Below are 18,224 nucleotides of genomic sequence, written 5' to 3'. Positions count from 1 at the left end.
TCCAGCCTATTCGACCGGTTACTCCGCCGCCCCGGACTCCACGATCGCGCCCACGTGGTGCCCGGGTACCGGCGCGGGGCGCTCCACCATGGTCCCAGGTGCGTTCTGGGCGGTACGCGGCTGGGGTTCGGGGCGTCCCTCACAGGTGAGGTCGGGCCCCTCGCCCCCGGCGCGCGCGGGCAGCTCTCCGTCCCGGAGGTAGGCGGTGACGATCTCGTCCACGCAGTCGTTGCCGGTGAGCGAGACGCCGTGGGTGTGGCCGCCCTCCTCGGTCACCAGGACCGATCCGGGCAGGCGCTCACGCAGGGCGAAGGCGCCCTCGACGGGGGTGGCGCCGTCCTCGGTGGCGTGGACCAGAAGCACGTCGCCCTCGTAGGCGGAGTGCTCGCCGGGGCCGTCGCCGACCTGGAACCAGTCGCCGGATCCGGCGCTCCAGGACGCGCACGGAGCGTTGTACCAGGTGTTGTTCCAGCTCATGAAGGGCGCCTCGGCGTGGGACTTCTCGGTGTCGGCGCTCCATGTGGACCAGTCCCGGGGCCAGTGGGAGTCGGTGCACTGGACGGCGAGGTAGCCGCCGTAACCGCGGTCGGAGCCGGCGTCCTCGCCGTAGGCCTCGTACAGGGCGAGCAGCGGGGCACTGTCGGACCCGGTGATCCGGGCCGAGAGCGCGTCGGCGACCGAGGTCCAGTAGGCGCTGCTGTAGGCGACCACCATGGCCGTGCCCTCCAGCTCGGTGGGGCCGACGGTGCCCTCGGCGGGCTCGTCCGCCAGTTCCGAGCGCAGCGCGTAGTAGGCCTCGGCGACCTGCTCTCCGGTCGTGCCGAGCCCGTAGACGTCGTCGTGGCGGGCGGTCCAGGCGAAGAAGTCGTTCGCCGCGCGGTCCAGCGCGCGGTTCTGGGCCAGGTTGCTCTCGTACCAGGGCTTGTCGGGGTTGACGACGCTGTCCAGGACCAGGGAGCGGACGCGGTCGGGGTAGAGCGCGGAGTAGACGGTGCCCAGGTAGCTGCCGTAGGAGTAGCCGAGGTAGTCGATCCGCTCCCGGCCCAGGGCGGCCCGGATGGCGTCCATGTCGTGTGCGGTGTCCACGGTGCGGGCGTGTTCGAGCAGGGGGCCGGTGTTGTCCGCGCAGGCCCGGGCGTAGGCCTGGGCGTCGGCGCGCAGCTCCTCCTCGGCGGCCGCGTCGGCGGGCACGGTGTCGGGGCGCACGGGAGTGAAGTGGTCGGGGTCGCAGGTGATGGACGGGGTGGAGGCGCCCACGCCGCGCGGATCGAAGGAGACGACGTCGTAGGTCTCGCGGAGCTCCACGGGCATCCGCCAGTGGGTGTAGGAGGCCCACTGGCGTCCGGCGCTGCCGGGGCCTCCGGGGTTGACCAGAAGGGTGTGCCGGGCCTCGCCGCTGGCGGGGACCCGCGAGAGCGCGAGTTCGACGGTGTCGTCACGGCCGCCGAGCCGCTCGCCGTCGGCGGTGCGTGCGAGGGGGACGGTGAGGGTGGCGCACTCCAGGTTCTCGTCCGCGACGGGCTGGATGTCCTCGCAGGGGACCCAGTCGAGTCCCCCCTGGTCGATGCGGGTGGTCTGACCGGCCTGCGCGGGGACCGCCGCGACAAGGGAGGCCAGGACCGCCACGGCCGAGACGCCGGCCCGGGTTCGTGCTCGCACTCGTCCACTCCCTCACACGGTTGATTACTCTATGAATTGTTATCACTTCGGAGGGTGATGAGCGGATGCGACACGAACCCCCGCGGGACACACCCCGGTAGCATGTGCCCTGCCTCAATCAGACGTGGACAGACGGGGACGAAGCGCAATGCGGCTGGATCGTGTCGATGAGCGGATCATCGCGATACTCGGCGCGGACGCGCGGATGAGCTTCGCCGAGATCGGCCAGCGGGTCGGGTTGAGCCCCTCGGCGGTCAAGCGCCGCGTGGACCGGCTGGTGGAGTCCGGCGCGGTGCGCGGGTTCACGGTGGTGGTGGAGCCCCAGGCCGTGGGGTGGACCACCGAGGCCTTCATCGAGCTGTACTGCCGGGCCCGCACGTCGCCGGGCGAGATCCGGACGGGCCTCGCGGGCTACGCCGAGATCACCTCCGCGTGCACCGTCACCGGGGAGGCGGACGCCATCGTGCAGGTCCGCGCCCGTGACACCCACCACCTGGAGGAGGTCATCGAGCGGCTGGGCGCCGAGCCGTTCGTGGTGCGGACCAAGAGCACGCTCGTGCTGTCGCGCCTGGTGGACCAGCCCATCCTCGCCGGGACGGCCGACCTGCCCTGAGGCGCCTTCCCGCGGCGGGGCCGCGGGAAGGCGCCCAAAAGAGGTACCGTTCGGGCGTCGGCGGGCGACGGGCGGGCGGAGCCCCGAAGAGGTACGGCCTCAGTCCTCGGGGAGGGCGACCGGCGCCAGGTCCTCGAACAGGTCGCCGGGGCCCGGGTTGGACGGGTCGGTCCCGCCGCCGAAGTGGTGGACCACGCCCCACACGGCGTTGAGCGCGGTCTGCACGGCGCCCTCAGCCCAGCCCGCCGTCCAGGACACGTCGTCCCCCGCCAGGAACAGGCCGCGGTGGCGCTCCTCCAGGTCGTCCTGGCGGAAGTGTGTGAACAGGCGGCGCTGGTAGCGGTAGTGGCCCGGCAGGTTGGCCTTGAACGCGCCCATGAAGTAGGGCTCGTCCTCCCACGACACCGTCACCGGGTCACCGGTGATGTGCGAGCGGATGTCCACGCCCGGGTAGATCTTGGACAGCGACGAGAGCATGACCTCCAGGCGCTCGTTGGCCGACAGCGGCAGCCACTTGAGCGAGTCGTCGCACCAGGTGTAGGACATGCAGATCGCCGCCGGGCCGTCCGGGTCGGACCCCTCCAGCAGGTAGGTGCCCCGGGTCATGCGGTCGGTGAGCGTCATGCTCATGGCGTCGCGGCCGGTCTCGGGGTCGCGGTCCCGCCAGAACGCGCGGTCCACCGGCACGAACAGCTTCGAGGACTCCATGTAGTGGGTGCGCTCGATCGCCGTCCAGTGGTCGATGGGCAGCAGGTCCTCGTCGCAGTCGATCTTGGACAGCATCATCCAGCTCTGCGCGGTGAACACGGCCGCCGCGTAGGTCCGGATGGAACCCGAGGCGTCGGTGACCGTGATGTTGCCCGCCGGGGAGCCCTTGGCCGCGGTGCGGCGCAGGGCGGTGACGGCCGGGCGCGGGCCGCCCTCGTGCAGCGAGGCCAGGGTGGTGCCCTGCGCCCAGTGCACGAGCTTGTCCGGGGCGTCCTCCCACAGGCGCAGCGGCAGCTGCTCCACGCCGCCCACGATGCCCATGTGGTCGTCGTCGGCGCCGGTGTAGGTGACGCGCAGGATCTCCAGGATGGAGTTGGGGAAGTCGGTGTCCCAGCCGCCGGTCCCGAAGCCCACCTGGCCGAAGATCTCGCGGTGGCGGAAGGAGGCGAAGGCCGGGGAGTCGCACAGGAAGCCGTAGAAGGTCTGGTTGTCGAGCCGGGCGACCAGCTCGTTCCAGATCTCCTTCTGGGTGGCCACGTCGCGCTCGCGGATGGCCTTCTGCATACGGGTGTGCTGGACGCCGTCCAGGGCGGCGTCCCAGGCGCGGGCCACCTCGCGGTAGACCTCGGGCAGGTCGTCGAGGGAGGTGGCGTAGTGGGACTCGCCCTTGAGGTCGACCACGGTGCTGGGGGTGGCCGGGGAGAGCGGGTTGGGGAACGGTGCCGTCTCCAGACCGGCCCGGTCCACGTAGTGCCAGAAGGCGGTGGAGGAGGGCGGGAAGCGCATGGCGCCCATCTCGGCGACCACGTCGTCGGGGCAGCCCGCGAGCCTCTCGGTGCGCAGCCGCCCTCCGATGCGGTCGGCCTCGTACACGACCGGCTTGAGGCCCATCTTCATCAGCTCGTAGGCGGTGACGATCCCCGACAGCCCGCCGCCGATGACGGCGACCTCGGTGCCGTGGCGCTCCGCCGGGACCTGCCCGAGTCCGGCGGGGTGCTCCAGGTAGGCGTCGTAGGCGAACGGGAAGTCCGGCCCGCACATGTTCAGCGGCGTGCTCCGCTCGGGTGCGGCACCGGCGGCCGTGGGCACGGCAGACGTCATTCTCCAACCCCTCCTTCGTGGGTGTGGTCCGGCGGGGACGCCGGTCGGTGTCCGTGCGCGGCGGCACGGGTCGTGGTGGGTCAACGGCTCGGGTGGGTTCGGGGACGCCTGCGGGTTCGCCTCGGCGCGGGCCTGCGGGGGCCGGGCGACGCGGCGCCCGCCGCCTCAGGCGGCGGTCACGCGGTGAGCGTCCGGTACAGGGCCGGGCGGCGGTCGTCCAGGTAGGACTGCTCGCGGCGGGCGCGGGCGAGAGCGTCCGGGTCGACGTCACCGACCAGGAACTCCTCGCCGGTTCCGGCCCGCAGCGTCTCGGAGCCGTCGGGCGCGAGCAGGGTGCTCAGTCCCGCGTAGCGCAGGTCGCCCTCGGCGTCGCAGCGGTTCACGTACGCCAGGTGGATCTGGTTCTCCAGGGCGCGCACGGGCACGATCCGCTCGGGCACCTCGGTGAAGGGCAGCATGAGCGCGGTGGGGACGACGAGGAGTTCGGTACCGGCGAGGGCGTGGGCGCGCACGGTCTCGGGGAACTCGACGTCGTAGCAGACCAGCAGGCCGACGCGGACCCCGTCGAGGTCGGTCTGGACCACCGGCTCCGTGCCCGGGGAGAACGCCCCGCGGTCCAGGCCGCCGAACAGGTGGGTCTTGCGGTAGGTCCGGCGGGCGCCGTTGGAGTCCACGAGCTGGACGGCGTTGTACACGGTGCCGTCGGCGCGCTCGGGGAAGCCGTGGACGATGGCGACGCCGGTGTCGGCGGCGATGGCGGCGACCGCCTGGCTGAGGGGGCCGTCGAAGGGTTCGGCGAGCCGGGCCAGGAGGTCGGGGCCCAGGTTGTAGCCGGTCAGGGACATCTCGGGTCCCACGAGCAGGCGGGCTCCGGCGGCGGCGGCGGCTCTGGCGCGGTCGGCCAGCCGGTCGAGGGCGGCGGCGGGGTCCGCGCCGGGTCCGGCGCCCTGGTCAAGGGCCACGCGCAGGGGTCCGCGTGTCACTGCCTCACCTCGCTGTTCTCCGTCGTCTCGGGGCCGCGTCCACTCTAGGTGGGCGAAGGCGTCGAAACAGTGCACACGATTCGGGGATTCCCGCGTATTTCCAGCAGTATGCAGCTGTTCCTTGCGTACGAGGACGGATTCGCGCAGCATGACGTACGCCCAACCCTCCCCGCGAACACACGCGGGGGCCGGGGGATCCCCCCGGCCCCCGCACGCGCGGTTTCCGCCCCGCCCGGCTAGGAGCGGACCCCGGTGACCTCGGGGTCGGTCTCCAGCGCGGAGCGGCGCATGCCGTAGGAGAAGTAGACCGCCACGCCGACGGCGAGCCAGACCAGGAAGGCCGCCCACACGCTCATCGACATGCTGAACATGAGGTAGGCGCAGGCCAGCACGCCCAGCACCGGCGTGACCGGCGCCCCCGGCACCCGGAAGGCGCGCGGCAGGTCGGGCCTGCTGCGGCGCAGCACCAGGACGGCGACGTTGACCAGGGCGAAGGCGAAGAGGGTGCCGATGGCGGTGGCGTCGGCGAGCGGTCCGAGCGGGACCAGGGCGGCGAGCACCGCGATGAGCACGGAGGTGATGAGGGTGTTCGTGCGCGGGGTGCCCTTGGCGTCGAGGGTGGAGAAGGCCTTGGGGATGAGCCCGTCGCGCGACATGGCGTAGAGGATGCGGGTCTGGCTGTAGAGCACCACCAGGACCACGCTGGCCAGGGCCAGGACCGCACCGGCGGCGAAGATGACCGCCCACACGGGGGTGCCGGTGACCGAGGTCAGGATGCCCGCGAGGGAGGTCTCTCCGTCGACGAAGCCGGTCCAGTCGAGCGCGCCGACCGCCGCGAAGGCGACCAGGCAGTACAGCGCCGTCACCAGGATCATCGCGAACATGATGGCCCGGGGCAGGTCGCGCTGCGGGTTCTTGGCCTCCTCGCTCGCGGTGGAGACCGAGTCGAAGCCGATGTAGGAGAAGAACAGGGTGGCGCCCGCGGCACTGACACCGGCCATGCCCATCGGCATGAACGGGGCGAAGTTGCCGTCCTGGACGGCGGTGATCGCGATGACCACGAACATCACCAGGATGGCGACCTTGACGGCGACCATGACGGCGTTGACGCGGCTGCTCTCGCGGACCCCGGCGAGCAGGGCGAACATGGACAGCAGGACCACGACGGCGGCGGGCAGGTTGATCACGCCGCCCTCCATGGGACCGGCGAGCACCGCGCCCGGCAGGGACAGACCGGTGGTGAGCTGGAGAAGCTCGTTGATGTACTCGCCCCAGCCGACGCCGACCGCCGCGACCGACACCCCGTAGGTGAGCATGAGGCACCAGCCGCACACCCAGGCCATGAACTCGCCGATGGTGGCGTAGCTGTAGGAGTAGGCGGAGCCGGAGGCGGGGATCATCCCGGCCATCTCGGCGTAGGCCAGCGCGGAGAACAGCGCGGTGATCCCGGCGAGCACGAACGAGACGATGACGGCCGGCCCGGCGACGGGGACGGCCTCGCCCAGCACGACGAAGATGCCGGTGCCCAGGGTGGCGCCGATGCCGATCATGGACAGCTGCCAGAAGCCCATGTGCCGCTGGAGGCCGCTGCCCTCGGAGTCCCGGGTCTCGGCGACGAGCCTCTCGATCGGCTTGCGCCTGGTGAGGCGCTGCCTCAGCGCGGGCGCACCGCCCGGGCCTGGGGCCCCGCGGGTGCCCGCCGAGCTCTTCTGGTCCACCACGTGTTTACTCCTCGTTCATGTACGTGGGCACACCGCTCCCCCGAGGGAGGCACGGAGGGGGATGGGGCCCGGTCGCCACGCATCCGGGCGGCCCGAAGCCCTCAGCAACGGTAGCCGCGTTACCTACGTAACATGACCCACATTCGTTGCGTCTGTCCGTTTGAAGCAGCGGTTTCGTGCGTGACCGCGCAAGGAAACGCACGCCCTTGTGAGGGATGCCACACAAAATCACCCTGGGTGACCGCCGCCACTTCGGACAGCGAACAGGCTGGTCAGGAGCGCACGAAGGAGCCCCGGGCACGACGACGGGCCGGAACCGCCCGTGTGCGAACGCGTTCCGGCCCCCGTGGCCAGCTCCCCGGCCAGCGAAGAGCAGCGCGAGCCGGCAGGCTTCCCGGAGCTCCGCTCGCGACCCGAGCCTCGCCGGCAAGGCCACTTCTCCAGCAAGTAGAACCTTCACATCATAGAACGCTCATAGCATAATGAGTGTGTCCTGGAACGTGATCCTGCTGGATGAGGTGGATGCTTGGCTACTGAATCTGGCAAAGGAAGAACCCGATCTGGCTGATCGTGTGATCGCCGCCGTCAACCGCCTGGAGACGGCAGGCCCTACCCTGGGCCGCCCCTTGGTCGACTGCATCAAGGGCTCAACCGTCCACAACATGAAGGAACTGCGCCCCAGAACATCGGGGACGACGGCCGTGCGCATCCTGTTCGTCCTCGACCCGGCGAGGCAGGCCGTATTACCGGTCGCTGGTGACAAGGCCGGTCGGTGGCAACGGTGGTACGAGGAGAACGTTCCGCTGGCCGAGGAGCGCTACCAGCGGTGGTTGGACGGCGAGTACGGCGTGGAGAGAGGTTGACATGGCAAGAAGCTGGAAGGACGTCAGAGCCGAGATGGTCGAGTCAGCAGGGCTCGACGAGGAACGGATCTCCGCGCTGGAGGCCGAACTCCGAAACGAAGAACGCGCTTATCGACTCGCGGAGATCCGCAGGGAGCACGGGCTGGATCAGACTGCCCTCGCCCAGAAGCTGGGCGTGTCCCAATCCCGGGTTTCCCGGATCGAGCGCGGAGAACTCGACCGCGCCGAGATCGCCACCATCCGGAGCTACGTCGAGGCGCTGGGGGGAACGATGGAGATCGTGGCGAGATTCGGGGACGAGGCACTCACCGTGAGCTGAGGCCCCGCGTCGGGTGTGGGGCGGGCGCCCTTCCCCACACCCGACGCGTCTGTCCGGCCGAAACGGCGGGACCGCGCGACCGGTCGGGCTACTCCGCCGTCGCGGGCACGACCACGGCGTCCGGCCCCGGGTAGATCAGGGTCTCGCGGCCATCGGGGAAGCGCACCACGTAGGGCGGTCCCCCGTCGGAGCCGCGGACCTCGACGACCTCTCCCGCCCGGTCCTCCGTACTCGTCCCTCTGTCCCTGACATGGATCCGGTCCCCCACACTCGCATGCACCGGCAGGCCCTCCCGTTTCTCGCGTGCTCGTCCTCACGTCACCGCCGACCGGCGGAACGGGATGTTCCTTTCCCGCCCCCACCTGCGCAGACAACGTCCCCTTACCGCGGGAAGCGGGACAGGGAAGGCACGGGGTGACGTTCCCGACGGCCCCCGGTCAGGAAGCTCCGCCGTCCGGGGTCCGGGGCTCCCGGAGCCGGGCCGTCTCCAACAAGGCGGCCTCCAGCGCGCGCCAGTCGGCCCTGTTCGCCATCCACCGCCGCACCGGGACGGGGGTGCGCGTCCCGTCGGCGGCCACGTGCACGAGGCCCGCTCCCTCCGCGGCGAAGCGCTCCCCCCGCTCGGCCGTGACCCCCCTGGCGAGCGGGCCGAACCTTCCGGGACCGGAGACCGACGACCACCCCGCCCCGATCTCGGGGTCGAACCAGAAGTAGGTCCTGGTCAGCTGCACGGCACCCGCGACGGTGACGGCGACGCCGATGAGCAGGCCCATGGTGAACTCCCCCAGTCCCAGCAGCCACACGCCGAGGACGAGGTTGAGCAGACCGAGTGCGAGGAGGAGTCCTCCGACGACCGGGGTGAAACGCACCTTGATCCGTGAGGGGGACACGAGGGCTCCTGAGGGGGTGTCGTTCCGGCTGTTGCCGGTCCCATCATGGCCACTGGGTGCGCTGAGCACAACGGAGAGCGACCGTTCCGTCGCGCTGTCGTGGGGTGCGCACCGCACACGCGAACGGCCGCGCCGGTCCCGGGAGGGGCGGCGCGGCCGTCGGGGCAGCGGGGCGGGTCAGCCGGCCACGGAGACCGTGGGCGCACCCGACTCGGCGCCGGACTCGCCCATCTCCTCGGCGATGCGCATGGCCTCCTCGATGAGGGTCTCCACGATCTGGGACTCGGGCACGGTCTTGATGACCTCGCCCTTGACGAAGATCTGGCCCTTGCCGTTGCCGGAGGCCACGCCCAGGTCGGCGTCGCGGGCCTCGCCGGGGCCGTTGACGACGCAGCCCATGACGGCCACGCGCAGCGGCACCTCCATGCCCTCCAGGCCCGCGGTGACCTCCTCGGCGAGCGTGTACACGTCCACCTGGGCCCGGCCGCAGCTGGGGCAGGAGACGATCTCCAGGCCGCGCTCACGCAGCCCGAGCGACTCCAGGATCTGGTTGCCGACCTTGACCTCCTCCGCGGGGGGCGCGGACAGGGACACGCGGATGGTGTCGCCGATGCCCTCCGAGAGCAGCGCGCCGAAGGCCACGGCGGACTTGATGGTGCCCTGGAAGGCGGGACCGGCCTCGGTCACACCCAGGTGCAGCGGGTAGTCGCAGGCCGCGGAGAGCTGGCGGTAGGCGTTGACCATGACCACGGGGTCGTTGTGCTTGACCGAGATCTTGATGTCGCGGAAGCCGTGCTCCTCGAACAGCGAGCACTCCCACAGCGCCGACTCCACCAGCGCCTCCGGGGTGGCCCTGCCGTACTTCTCGAGCAGGCGCTTGTCCAGCGAACCGGCGTTGACGCCGATGCGGATCGGAGTCCCGGCCTCACCGGCCGCCTTGGCGATCTCGGCGACCTTGTCGTCGAACTTCTTGATGTTGCCCGGGTTGACGCGCACGGCCGCGCATCCGGCGTCGATCGCCTGGAACACGTACTTGGGCTGGAAGTGGATGTCGGCGATCACCGGGATCTGCGACTTCTTGGCGATGATCGCCAGGGCGTCGGCGTCGTCGTTGGTGGGCACGGCCACGCGGACGATCTGGCAGCCCGCGGCGGTCAGTTCCGCGATCTGCTGGAGGGTCGCGTTGATGTCGGAGGTACGGGTGGTCGTCATCGACTGCACGGACACCGGGGCGTCCCCACCGACGGGAACGTTCCCGACCATGATCTGCCGCGTCTTGCGCCGGGTCGCGAGCGGGCGCGGCGGTGCGGCGGGAATACCGAGATCGACGGTCACGCTTGATTCACCTCGTCTGCCGCCGGAGAGGGGGCGGCACTTGATTCGTCCGTTTCGGGAATGGGTGTCCGGCGCAGCGCGCGGGTCCGCGTCCGGGGATCACCGTGTTCGGCGGCCTTGGCTACGCCGTCGTTCCCGGATCGCGCCCCCAGGTTACCCGTACCCGGGGGCCTTCCCGGCACGGAAGGCGGACCAGGCGTACCAGGATGAACGCCCGGCGCCGCGGGGGTGGCCACCGCAGGTCGCGGGGTCACCGGAGCGGTGACGAGGAGCGGTCCCGGTACACGGCGTCGGCTCGCCGGACCGACCGGAGGGACCCCCGTCCCGGCGGCCGGAAGGCCGCCGGGACGGGGGTCAGCCGAAGAGTCTGACCGGGTTGAACAGGTCGGCCACGAGCAGGACCACGCTGAACACCAGGAAGCAGGCCACGACCACGTAGGCCACCGGTGTCAGCATCGCCACGTCCACCGGCGCCGGTTCGGGCCGCCGGAACGCTCTGGCCCAGCCGCGCTTGATCCACTCCCAGATGGCACCGGCCATGTGCCCGCCGTCCAGCGGCAGGATCGGCACCAGGTTGAAGGCGAACAGGAAGAGGTTCACCCCGGCCAGGATCTGGATCATGATCGCGGCGGTGTCGGCCACGGGGAGCCCCTGGGCCATGATCTCGCCGCCGATGCGGGAGATGCCGACGATGCCCACCGGGGAGTCCTGCGTGCGCTGCTCGCCCAGGAAGGCGGCGGCGAAGACGTCGGGCACCTTGCTGGGCAGGGAGATGAGGGCCTCGCCGACGCCGATCATCATGCCGCCCATCTCGGCGGCCGACTCGGCGAGGGTGAGCGGGGCGCGCTCGGTGGCGAAGACGATGCCGAGGAAGCCCACGACCTCGGTCTCGTAGACGCGGTAGCCCTGCTCGTCGTAGACCGGCTCGCCGTCGGCGTCGGTCTCGTAGACGAACTCGCCCTCTGCGTCGCGGGCCGGGAGTTCGTTCTCGACGATGTCGACGTCCAGCGGCAGCCGCTCGCCGCCGCGCTCGACCACGATCTCGGTGCCGCCCATGGCCTCGCGGATCTGCCGGTTGGCGGTGCTCCAGTCCGGGGTGGACTCGCCGCCGACGGAGACGATGACGTCGCCGGGCAGCATCCCGGCCTCGGCGGCGGGCGTGGGCGGGGCGTCCTCGCAGTCGGTGGCGGAGCTGTCCGCGGGGACCACGCACTCGCTGACCGTGGCGATCTGGGTGGTGCTCTGCGGCACCCCGATGCCCATGAACAGCACGGCGAGCAGGATCGCGGCCAGGATCACGTTCATGCCGGGCCCGGCGAACATCACGATGAGGCGCTTCCACGGCGCACGCTGGTAGAACTGCCGGTCCTGGTCCTCGGGGGAGAGCTCGACGTAGGACGCCTCCCGCGCGTCCTCGGCCATGGCCCGCCAGCGCGAGAGCCTGCGGGAGCTGCCGTCGGCGGCCTGGCGCGAGGGCGGGAGCATGCCGACCATGCGCACGAACCCGCCCAGCGGCACCGCCTTGATGCCGTACTCGGTCTCGCCCCTGCGGACGGACCACAGGGTCTTGCCGAAGCCCACCATGAACTCGGTGCACTTGATCCCGAACATCTTGGCCGTGGACATGTGTCCCAGCTCGTGCCAGGCGATCGAGAACAGCAGGCCGAAGACGAACAGGACGATCCCGACCACGGTCATCAGGGCGACCATGCATCTCTCCTCAGGGCGGTGTCAGGCCTGGCGCGCGAGCAGCTCGCGCGCACGCGTGCGGGCCCAGGTGTCAGCGGCGTACACGTCGTCCAGGCTCAGGTGTCCTCTGTGGGAGGACGCTCCCCCGGTACGTTCTGTTCGCTGGTGCTCCGAGACTACCCGGGAGACGGTGTCCATGATGGCCGGGAACGCGAGGTTTCCGCGGAGGAAGGCGTCGACCGCCTCCTCGTTGGCCGCGTTGTAGACCGCGGGCGCGGTCCCGCCCGCGGCGCCGACCTCGCACGCCAGGCGGACCGCGGGGAAGGCGTCGTGGTCCAGGGGCTCGAAGGTCCAGGTGTGGGCGCGGGTCCAGTCCATGCCGGGCGCGGCGTCGGGCACGCGGTCGGGCGCGCCGAGCCCGTAGGCGATGGGGATCATCATGCTGGGCGGGCTGGCCTTGGCGATCGTGGAGCCGTCCACGTACTCGACCATGGAGTGGACGACCGACTGCGGGTGGACGACCACGTCGATCCGGTCGAAGGGCACGTCGAACAGCAGGTTGGCCTCGATGACCTCCAGCCCCTTGTTGACCAGGGTGGCGGAGTTGACGGTGATGACCGGGCCCATGCTCCACGTGGGGTGGTTGAGGGCGTCGGCGGGGGTGACGGAGGCCAGTTCGTCGCGGCCGCGGCCGCGGAAGGGGCCTCCGCTGGCGGTGACGACCAGGCGGCGCACCTCGTCGCGGCGGGCGTGGACGTGGCCCTGCGCGGGGCTGGCGAGTTCGCCCTCGGGCAGGTGGGGGAAGCACTGGGCGATGGCGAAGTGCTCGGAGTCGACCGGGACGATCTGGCCCGGCCGGGCGAGTCCGCGCACGAGCGGCCCGCCGATGATGAGGGACTCCTTGTTGGCCAGGGCGAGGGTGCGCCCGGCGCGCAGCGCGGCGAGGGTGGACTCCAGGCCCAGGGCTCCGGTGATGCCGTTGAGGACCACGTCGCACTCGCTCCCGGCGAGCTCCGCGACCCCCTCGGGTCCGGCCAGGACGGTGGCGCGGCTGCCGTGCCCGGCGAGGGCGCGTGCGAGCTCGGCCGCGCGGTCGGGGTCGGCGACGGCGACCAGCGGGACGTCGAGCTCGGCCGCCTGCTTGGCGAGCAGGTCCACGCGCCCGCCTCCCGCGGCCAGGCCCACCACGCGGAAGCGGTGGGGGTTGCGCTGGACGATGTCGATGGCCTGGGTCCCGATCGAACCGGTGGAACCGAGGATCACTGCTGTTCGCTGTTCTTCTCGCACGCTCCCCATTGTTCCGCAATCCGCCGGGTGGAGTGCGGGGGCTGTGGACGAAGGCCGACCGTCGAAGGCGGCGGCCCGCCGGAGGGAGGGCGCGGACCGGTGGTCCGCTCCGGGGGCGGTGCGGGGGCACGGGTCGGCGTTCACCCCCCCGGGGGGGGTGACGTGGAGCTTGCGGCGGTCCCCGGCGAGGCGCCCGCGGGGCTGGCGGCGGAGGACCGCCGCGAACGCGCGTCACCGGGTCTTTACAACCGGTGGCGGGTGACCTAACTTAACCGGTGAGTAAGTTACCCCCCGGTTAAGGCAACACGACAAGACCACCCCCGTGAGGCGGCCCCCGGGCGCCTCCGCCGGAACCCCCGGGTTCCGGCCTCCCCGATGGCGAGACGGCGCGACGACCCATCGGTCACCCCACCCCGCCAGTCCCCTGAGGTTCCCCCGTCATGCGCCCTGCCAGAACCCCCTCCCTCCCCGCGCCCTCCGAGGGCGGACCGCCCCCGAGCGCTTCCGGACTCCGCGCCCTCGCGCGCCTCCTCCCCCGCCTGCTGTCCCTGGCCCTGGCGGCCGTGCTCGCCGCCGCGGTCCTCTCCCCCACCCCGGCCTCGGCCGCGGTCGGCGCCAGCATCAGCTACGAGACCATCGTCAGCCACGACGGCACCGAACTGAAGGCGAAGGTCATCACCCCCACCGGAGTCGAGGGCCCGCATCCGCTGCTGGTCATGCCGTCCGCCTGGGGCACGCCCCACCTCCTCTACGTGGGCGCCGCCGCCAGGCTGGCGCACGAGTCCGGCTACCAGGTCGTGGCCTACACCTCGCGCGGCTTCTGGGACTCGGGCGGCGGGATCGGGGTGGCCGGTCCCGAGGACCGCGCCGACGCCAGCGCCGTCATCGACTGGGCGCTGGAGAACACCGACGCCGACCCCGACCGCATCGGCATGGCCGGGATCTCCTACGGGGGCGGCATCAGCCTGCTGACCGCCGCCGAGGACGAGCGGATCCGCGCCGTGGCCTCGCTGAGCGGCTGGGCCGACCTGGCCGTCTCGCTGTACCCCAACGAGACCGTCGACGCACAGTCGGCCGAGCTGCTCCTGCTGGCGGGCAACCTCACCGGCACCCCCGGCGAGGAGCTGGCCGGGATCGGGGCCGCCTACCGGCGCGGCGACATCCAGCCCGCCCTGGACGTGGCCCCGGACCGGTCGGCGGCCACCAAGGTGGACGCCATCAACGCCAATGGCACGGCCGTGATGATGGCGCACGCCTGGAACGACGGCATCTTCCCCGTCGGCCACATCACCGACTTCTACGAGGAGCTGGAGGTCCCCAAGCGGCTCATGCTCACCCCGGGCGACCACGCCACGCAGGAGCTGTTCGGCGCGGCCGGACTGCCCAACGAGGTGTGGGAGGCCCTGGGCGACTGGTTCGACCACCACCTGCGCGGCCAGGCCAACGAGGTGGACGCCGAGGGGCCCGTGCACGTCAGGCCCAACAACGGGCGCGGCGGCTGGTCCACGCACCCCGACTGGCCGTCGGTGACCGCGAGCACCGACCGGTACCACCTGGCCGAGCCGAGCACCGACTGGTTCCGCTGGCAGAGCAGCGGCGCCATGGAGCCCGAGCCCTCCACCGGCTGGAGCTACCGCTTCCGGACGGGGATCGGCACACCGGCCGAGAGCGGCACGGTGATGGTCTCCGGTGCCCTCCAGCAGTTCTTCGACATCCCGACCGGGGTGCTGCTGCCGACGGTGGACCGCTACCGGGCCGCCGTGTGGACCAGTCCCGCCTACTCCGAGGGGGTGCGCGTGGCGGGGACGCCGGAGGTCTCCCTCACGTTCACGCCGACCGCTCCGGACCAGTCGGTGTACGTGTACCTGTACGCGATCGACGGGCGGGGGACGGGTTCGCTGCTCTCGCACACGCCCTACACCATGCGCGGGGCCACCCCCGGTGAACCGGTCACGGTGGACACGGAGCTGGCGCCGGTGGTGTGGGACGTGCCCGCGGGGCACCGCCTGGCCGTGGTGGTGGACAGCATGGACGCGCGGTACCAGGACGAGAGCGACGTCGGGGACCGGGTGAGCGTGACCTCTCCCGAGGAGGCCCCCGCCCGGGTCACGGTGCCGCTCGCCTGACGGTCGCCCGCAACGGCGCGGTCTCCCGCGGCGCCGGTCCGGGCGCCCTCCCGACCGCCTCCGGCACGCCCCCGCGCCGGAGGCGGCCCCTTCTTCCCCCGCCGCGCGCGACACAAACACAAAGTAGCAACTCGACTACCGAAAGTGTGCGAGGATGCTGGTCATGACCTCGTCCACCGCACACAGGATCCTCGCACCCCTCGCCGCCGCGACGGTCGCCGCCGGGGGGCTCTTCCTCGCCGAGCAGATTCCCGCGCCCGCGTCCGCCGTCACCCAGGCCATCCACTCCCCCGCGGTTCCCGCGCAGGAGGACCGCGAGGCCCTGGCGCGCGTGGCGGGGCTCTCCCACCAGAGCGCCGCCGTGACCGGCGACCAGCACCAGGCCGTGCTGGACTACTGGACCGAGGAGCGCATGGCCGCCGCCGAGCCCATCACCGGCATGCTGGAGGACGTCCTCCTGCCCGCTGAGAGCGGGGCCGCGCCGGACGAGGGCGTCGAGCACCAGGCCGCGCCGCGCCCCGACAGCCGGGGCGAGCGCTGGACCTCGGGCGGGCTGGTCACCAGGACCACCGGCAAGGTCTACCTGACCATGGACGGGCGCGACTTCACGTGCTCGGCGTCGGTGGTGGACGCGGCGAACCGGAGCACCGTGGTCACCGCCGGGCACTGCGCCAAGGACGGCCGGGGCTCGTGGGCCCGCAACTGGACCTTCGTGCCCGGCCACGCGGACGGGGAGAGCCCCTACGGGCGGTTCACCGCCAGCGATCTTCTGGTGGCGCCCGAGTGGTCCCGCGAGGCCGACGACAGCTACGACTTCGCCATGGTGGTGCTCAACCCCGACGGGGGCACCACCGTCCAGGAGCGGGTGGGCTCCCAGCGGATCGCGTTCGGCACCTGGACCGAGGACAGGGTCCGCGAGGGGGTGCAGGTGTACACGTTCGGGTACCCGTCGGCGTCCCCGTACGAGGGCAGGCACCTGCACTACTGCTCGGGCCGCACCGAGCCCGACACCGGCGGCACCACGGCCAACGGGGTGCGCTGCTCCATGACGCAGGGCTCCAGCGGCGGCCCCTGGTTCACCGGTTTCGACACCGGTACCGGCCGGGGGACGGTCACCTCGGTGGTCAGCTTCAAGTACGCCGACGACCGCAGCGTCCAGTACGGCCCCCGGCTCGGCCAGGAGGCGCGTGACCTGTACGAGCAGGCCGCCCAGCTGTAGTGTCCCGCGGAACGGGCGGTGCCCCCCGGCCCCCGTGGCCGGGGGGCACCGCCCGTCGCGGACGCGGGGCGGGCCCCGGCGGTCCTACACGTCGATTCCGGTCAGGACCAGGACCCGCTCGTAGGACAGGTCGGTCATGGCGGCGCGCACGCCCTCCTTGCCCACACCCGACCCCTTGACGCCGCCGTAGGGCATCTGGTCGGCGCGGAACGTGGGCACGTCGCCGATGACCACGCCGCCCACCTCCAGCTCGCGGTGGGCGCGGAACGCGGTGGGCAGGTCGCGGGTGAACACGCCCGCCTGGAGCCCGAAGTCGCTGTCGTTGACCGCGGCGAAGGCGGCGTCGGTGTCGGCCGCGCGCTGGAGGACCAGCACCGGGCCGAAAACCTCCTGGCGCACCACCCGGGCGTCGTCCGGGGCCTCGGCGAGCACGGTCGGCGCCACGGTCACGCCGTCGCGCGTGCCGCCGGTGAGGAGCTTGGCCCCGGCGGCGACGGCCTCGTCGATCCAGGAGGCCACGCGCTCGGCCGCGGCCGCGTCCACCAGCGGGCCCACGTCGGTGGCCGGGTCGGCGGGATCGCCCACGCCGAGCGCCTCCACCCGCTCCACCAGGCGCGACACGAACTCGTCGTACACGGCGTCCTCGACGATGACGCGCTGCACGCCGATGCACACCTGTCCGGCCTGGTTGTTGCCGAACAGGGCCACCCGCTGGGCCGCCCAGTCCAGGTCGGCGTCGGCGAGCACCACGGCCGCGGCGTTGCCGCCCAGTTCCAGGGTGACGTGCTTGTGCGGGGCCAGGCGGGGCAGCTGCCAGCCGAAGGCACCGCCGGTGAAGGAGATGACGGGCAGGCGCTCGTCGGTGATGAGGGAGGCGGCGCGGTCGTTGGGCATCGGCAGCACCGACACCATGCCGCCGGGCAGGTCCGTCTCGGCGATGATCTCGCCCAGGATCAGGGCGGTCATCGGGGTGGCGGGGGCGGGCTTGAGGAGGATCGGCGCTCCGACGGCGATGGCCGGGGCGACCTTGTGGGCGACGAGGTTGAGGGGGAAGTTGAACGGCGAGATGCCCAGGACCGGCCCCTTGGGGACGCGGCGCACCAGGGCCATGCGACCGGTGCCGCCCGGGTCGGTGTCCAGGCGCTGGAGCTCGCCGCTGTCGCGGCGGGCCTCCTCCGCGGCCCAGCGGAACACGGACACGGCGCGTCCGGCCTCGGCGCGGGCCCACTTGATCGGTTTGCCGCTCTCGGCGGTGATGGTGCGGGCGATCTCCTCGGCGCGCTCGCCGATGCGCCGGGAGACGTGGTCGAGGGCGTCGGCCCGCACGTGGGCGGGCAGGGCGGCGGCCTCGGCGGCGACCGCGTGCGCGGCGGCCACCGCCTCCTCGATCTGCTCGGCGGTGGGCACGGAGACGGTACCCGCGTCCTCGCCGGTGTAGGGGTTGACGACGGTGATCTCGGTGTCGCCGGTCGCGGCGGTGCCGGCCAGCCAGAACGGACGCGTAGACATGCCCGTGACGCTAGTGCCCCGTTCTCCCGGTATGCCTTGTCCACTGTTGCCAACCCGAGCACGGGAGTTGGCCACGGTGGCGCAAGACTGACGCGCGCACGGCCCCGCGCTCCGAACAGTGCCGACAACGGGGGGTGTACACCGGAGTGACGGGCGGTATCGTCTGAGGATCCGACAGCCTGACCGGGGATCTTTGGTCGGC

General features: G+C 72.0%; 15 protein-coding genes. 5 read left to right on the top strand and 10 right to left on the bottom strand.

Features of this window, described 5'->3' with window-relative positions; genetic code table 11:
* Positions 1–18 precede the first annotated feature (18 nt).
* Positions 19–1,659 carry an alpha/beta hydrolase gene (locus HGB44_RS04265; protein WP_061079889.1) on the bottom strand — a complete coding sequence of 547 codons (1,641 nt, stop codon included), beginning with the start codon at positions 1,657–1,659 and terminating at the stop codon, positions 19–21.
* 148 nt (positions 1,660–1,807) lie between these two features.
* Here HGB44_RS04265 and HGB44_RS04260 point away from each other — a divergent pair, with 148 nt between their 5' ends.
* Complete coding sequence (locus HGB44_RS04260) at positions 1,808–2,272, top strand: Lrp/AsnC family transcriptional regulator (RefSeq protein ID WP_013154624.1); 465 nt, start codon at positions 1,808–1,810, stop codon at positions 2,270–2,272.
* Between the two features lie 99 nt (positions 2,273–2,371).
* On the opposite strand, the gene HGB44_RS04255 is transcribed toward HGB44_RS04260, so the two are convergent.
* The 3 genes from HGB44_RS04255 to HGB44_RS04245 all read right to left on the bottom strand — a co-directional run bounded on the left by HGB44_RS04255 (position 2,372) and on the right by HGB44_RS04245 (position 6,785).
* The gene (locus tag HGB44_RS04255; protein ID WP_061079890.1) at positions 2,372–4,081 is read right to left on the bottom strand and encodes a flavin monoamine oxidase family protein; all 1,710 of its coding nucleotides are present in this window, start codon (positions 4,079–4,081) and stop codon (positions 2,372–2,374) included.
* Between the two features lie 176 nt (positions 4,082–4,257).
* The gene (locus tag HGB44_RS04250) at positions 4,258–5,064 is read right to left on the bottom strand and encodes a carbon-nitrogen hydrolase family protein (protein ID WP_061079891.1); all 807 of its coding nucleotides are present in this window, start codon (positions 5,062–5,064) and stop codon (positions 4,258–4,260) included.
* A 236-nt stretch (positions 5,065–5,300) separates the two neighbouring features.
* Complete coding sequence (locus HGB44_RS04245; RefSeq protein WP_061079892.1) at positions 5,301–6,785, bottom strand: amino acid permease; 1,485 nt, start codon at positions 6,783–6,785, stop codon at positions 5,301–5,303.
* 482 nt (positions 6,786–7,267) lie between these two features.
* Here HGB44_RS04245 and HGB44_RS04240 point away from each other — a divergent pair, with 482 nt between their 5' ends.
* Positions 7,268–7,648 carry a type II toxin-antitoxin system RelE/ParE family toxin gene (locus HGB44_RS04240; RefSeq protein WP_061079893.1) on the top strand — a complete coding sequence of 127 codons (381 nt, stop codon included), beginning with the start codon at positions 7,268–7,270 and terminating at the stop codon, positions 7,646–7,648.
* Position 7,649: 1 nt separating this feature from the next.
* Positions 7,650–7,967, top strand: a complete 318-nt coding sequence (locus HGB44_RS04235) for a helix-turn-helix domain-containing protein (RefSeq protein ID WP_061079894.1) — start codon at positions 7,650–7,652, stop codon at positions 7,965–7,967.
* An 88-nt stretch (positions 7,968–8,055) separates the two neighbouring features.
* Here HGB44_RS04235 and HGB44_RS04230 read toward each other — a convergent pair whose 3' ends face one another.
* The 5 genes from HGB44_RS04230 to dxr all read right to left on the bottom strand — a co-directional run bounded on the left by HGB44_RS04230 (position 8,056) and on the right by dxr (position 13,144).
* Positions 8,056–8,247: a DUF1918 domain-containing protein gene (locus HGB44_RS04230; protein WP_061079895.1), complete on the bottom strand. Its 192-nt coding sequence runs from the start codon at positions 8,245–8,247 to the stop codon at positions 8,056–8,058.
* A 157-nt stretch (positions 8,248–8,404) separates the two neighbouring features.
* Positions 8,405–8,857, bottom strand: a complete 453-nt coding sequence (locus HGB44_RS04225; protein WP_061079896.1) for a hypothetical protein — start codon at positions 8,855–8,857, stop codon at positions 8,405–8,407.
* A gap of 177 nt (positions 8,858–9,034) precedes the next feature.
* Positions 9,035–10,192 (bottom strand): flavodoxin-dependent (E)-4-hydroxy-3-methylbut-2-enyl-diphosphate synthase, encoded by a 1,158-nt coding sequence (ispG, locus tag HGB44_RS04220; RefSeq protein ID WP_017568356.1) that lies wholly within the window; start codon positions 10,190–10,192, stop codon positions 9,035–9,037.
* Between the two features lie 354 nt (positions 10,193–10,546).
* Positions 10,547–11,902, bottom strand: a complete 1,356-nt coding sequence (locus tag HGB44_RS04215; protein ID WP_061079897.1) for a M50 family metallopeptidase — start codon at positions 11,900–11,902, stop codon at positions 10,547–10,549.
* 21 nt (positions 11,903–11,923) lie between these two features.
* Positions 11,924–13,144: a 1-deoxy-D-xylulose-5-phosphate reductoisomerase gene (gene dxr, locus HGB44_RS04210; RefSeq protein WP_061079898.1), complete on the bottom strand. Its 1,221-nt coding sequence runs from the start codon at positions 13,142–13,144 to the stop codon at positions 11,924–11,926.
* 464 nt (positions 13,145–13,608) lie between these two features.
* On the opposite strand from dxr, the gene HGB44_RS04205 reads away from it, so the two are divergent.
* Both HGB44_RS04205 and HGB44_RS04200 read left to right on the top strand, forming a co-directional pair.
* Entirely contained in the window at positions 13,609–15,294 is a 1,686-nt protein-coding gene (locus HGB44_RS04205; RefSeq protein ID WP_061079899.1) for a CocE/NonD family hydrolase, read from the top strand.
* A gap of 163 nt (positions 15,295–15,457) precedes the next feature.
* Positions 15,458–16,513, top strand: a complete 1,056-nt coding sequence (locus HGB44_RS04200) for a trypsin-like serine peptidase (protein ID WP_061079906.1) — start codon at positions 15,458–15,460, stop codon at positions 16,511–16,513.
* An 84-nt stretch (positions 16,514–16,597) separates the two neighbouring features.
* Here the strand turns inward: HGB44_RS04200 and HGB44_RS04195 are convergent, their stop codons facing one another.
* Entirely contained in the window at positions 16,598–18,022 is a 1,425-nt protein-coding gene (locus HGB44_RS04195; protein ID WP_061082097.1) for an aldehyde dehydrogenase family protein, read from the bottom strand.
* Between the last annotated feature and the right edge of the window lie 202 nt (positions 18,023–18,224).

The sequence above is a fragment of the Nocardiopsis alborubida genome, assembly GCF_012396365.1.
GTDB classification, from domain to species: domain Bacteria; phylum Actinomycetota; class Actinomycetes; order Streptosporangiales; family Streptosporangiaceae; genus Nocardiopsis; species Nocardiopsis alborubida.
The sequence above is the reverse complement of the archived record's forward strand: the minus strand, read 5'-3'. Positions and strand labels throughout refer to the sequence as shown.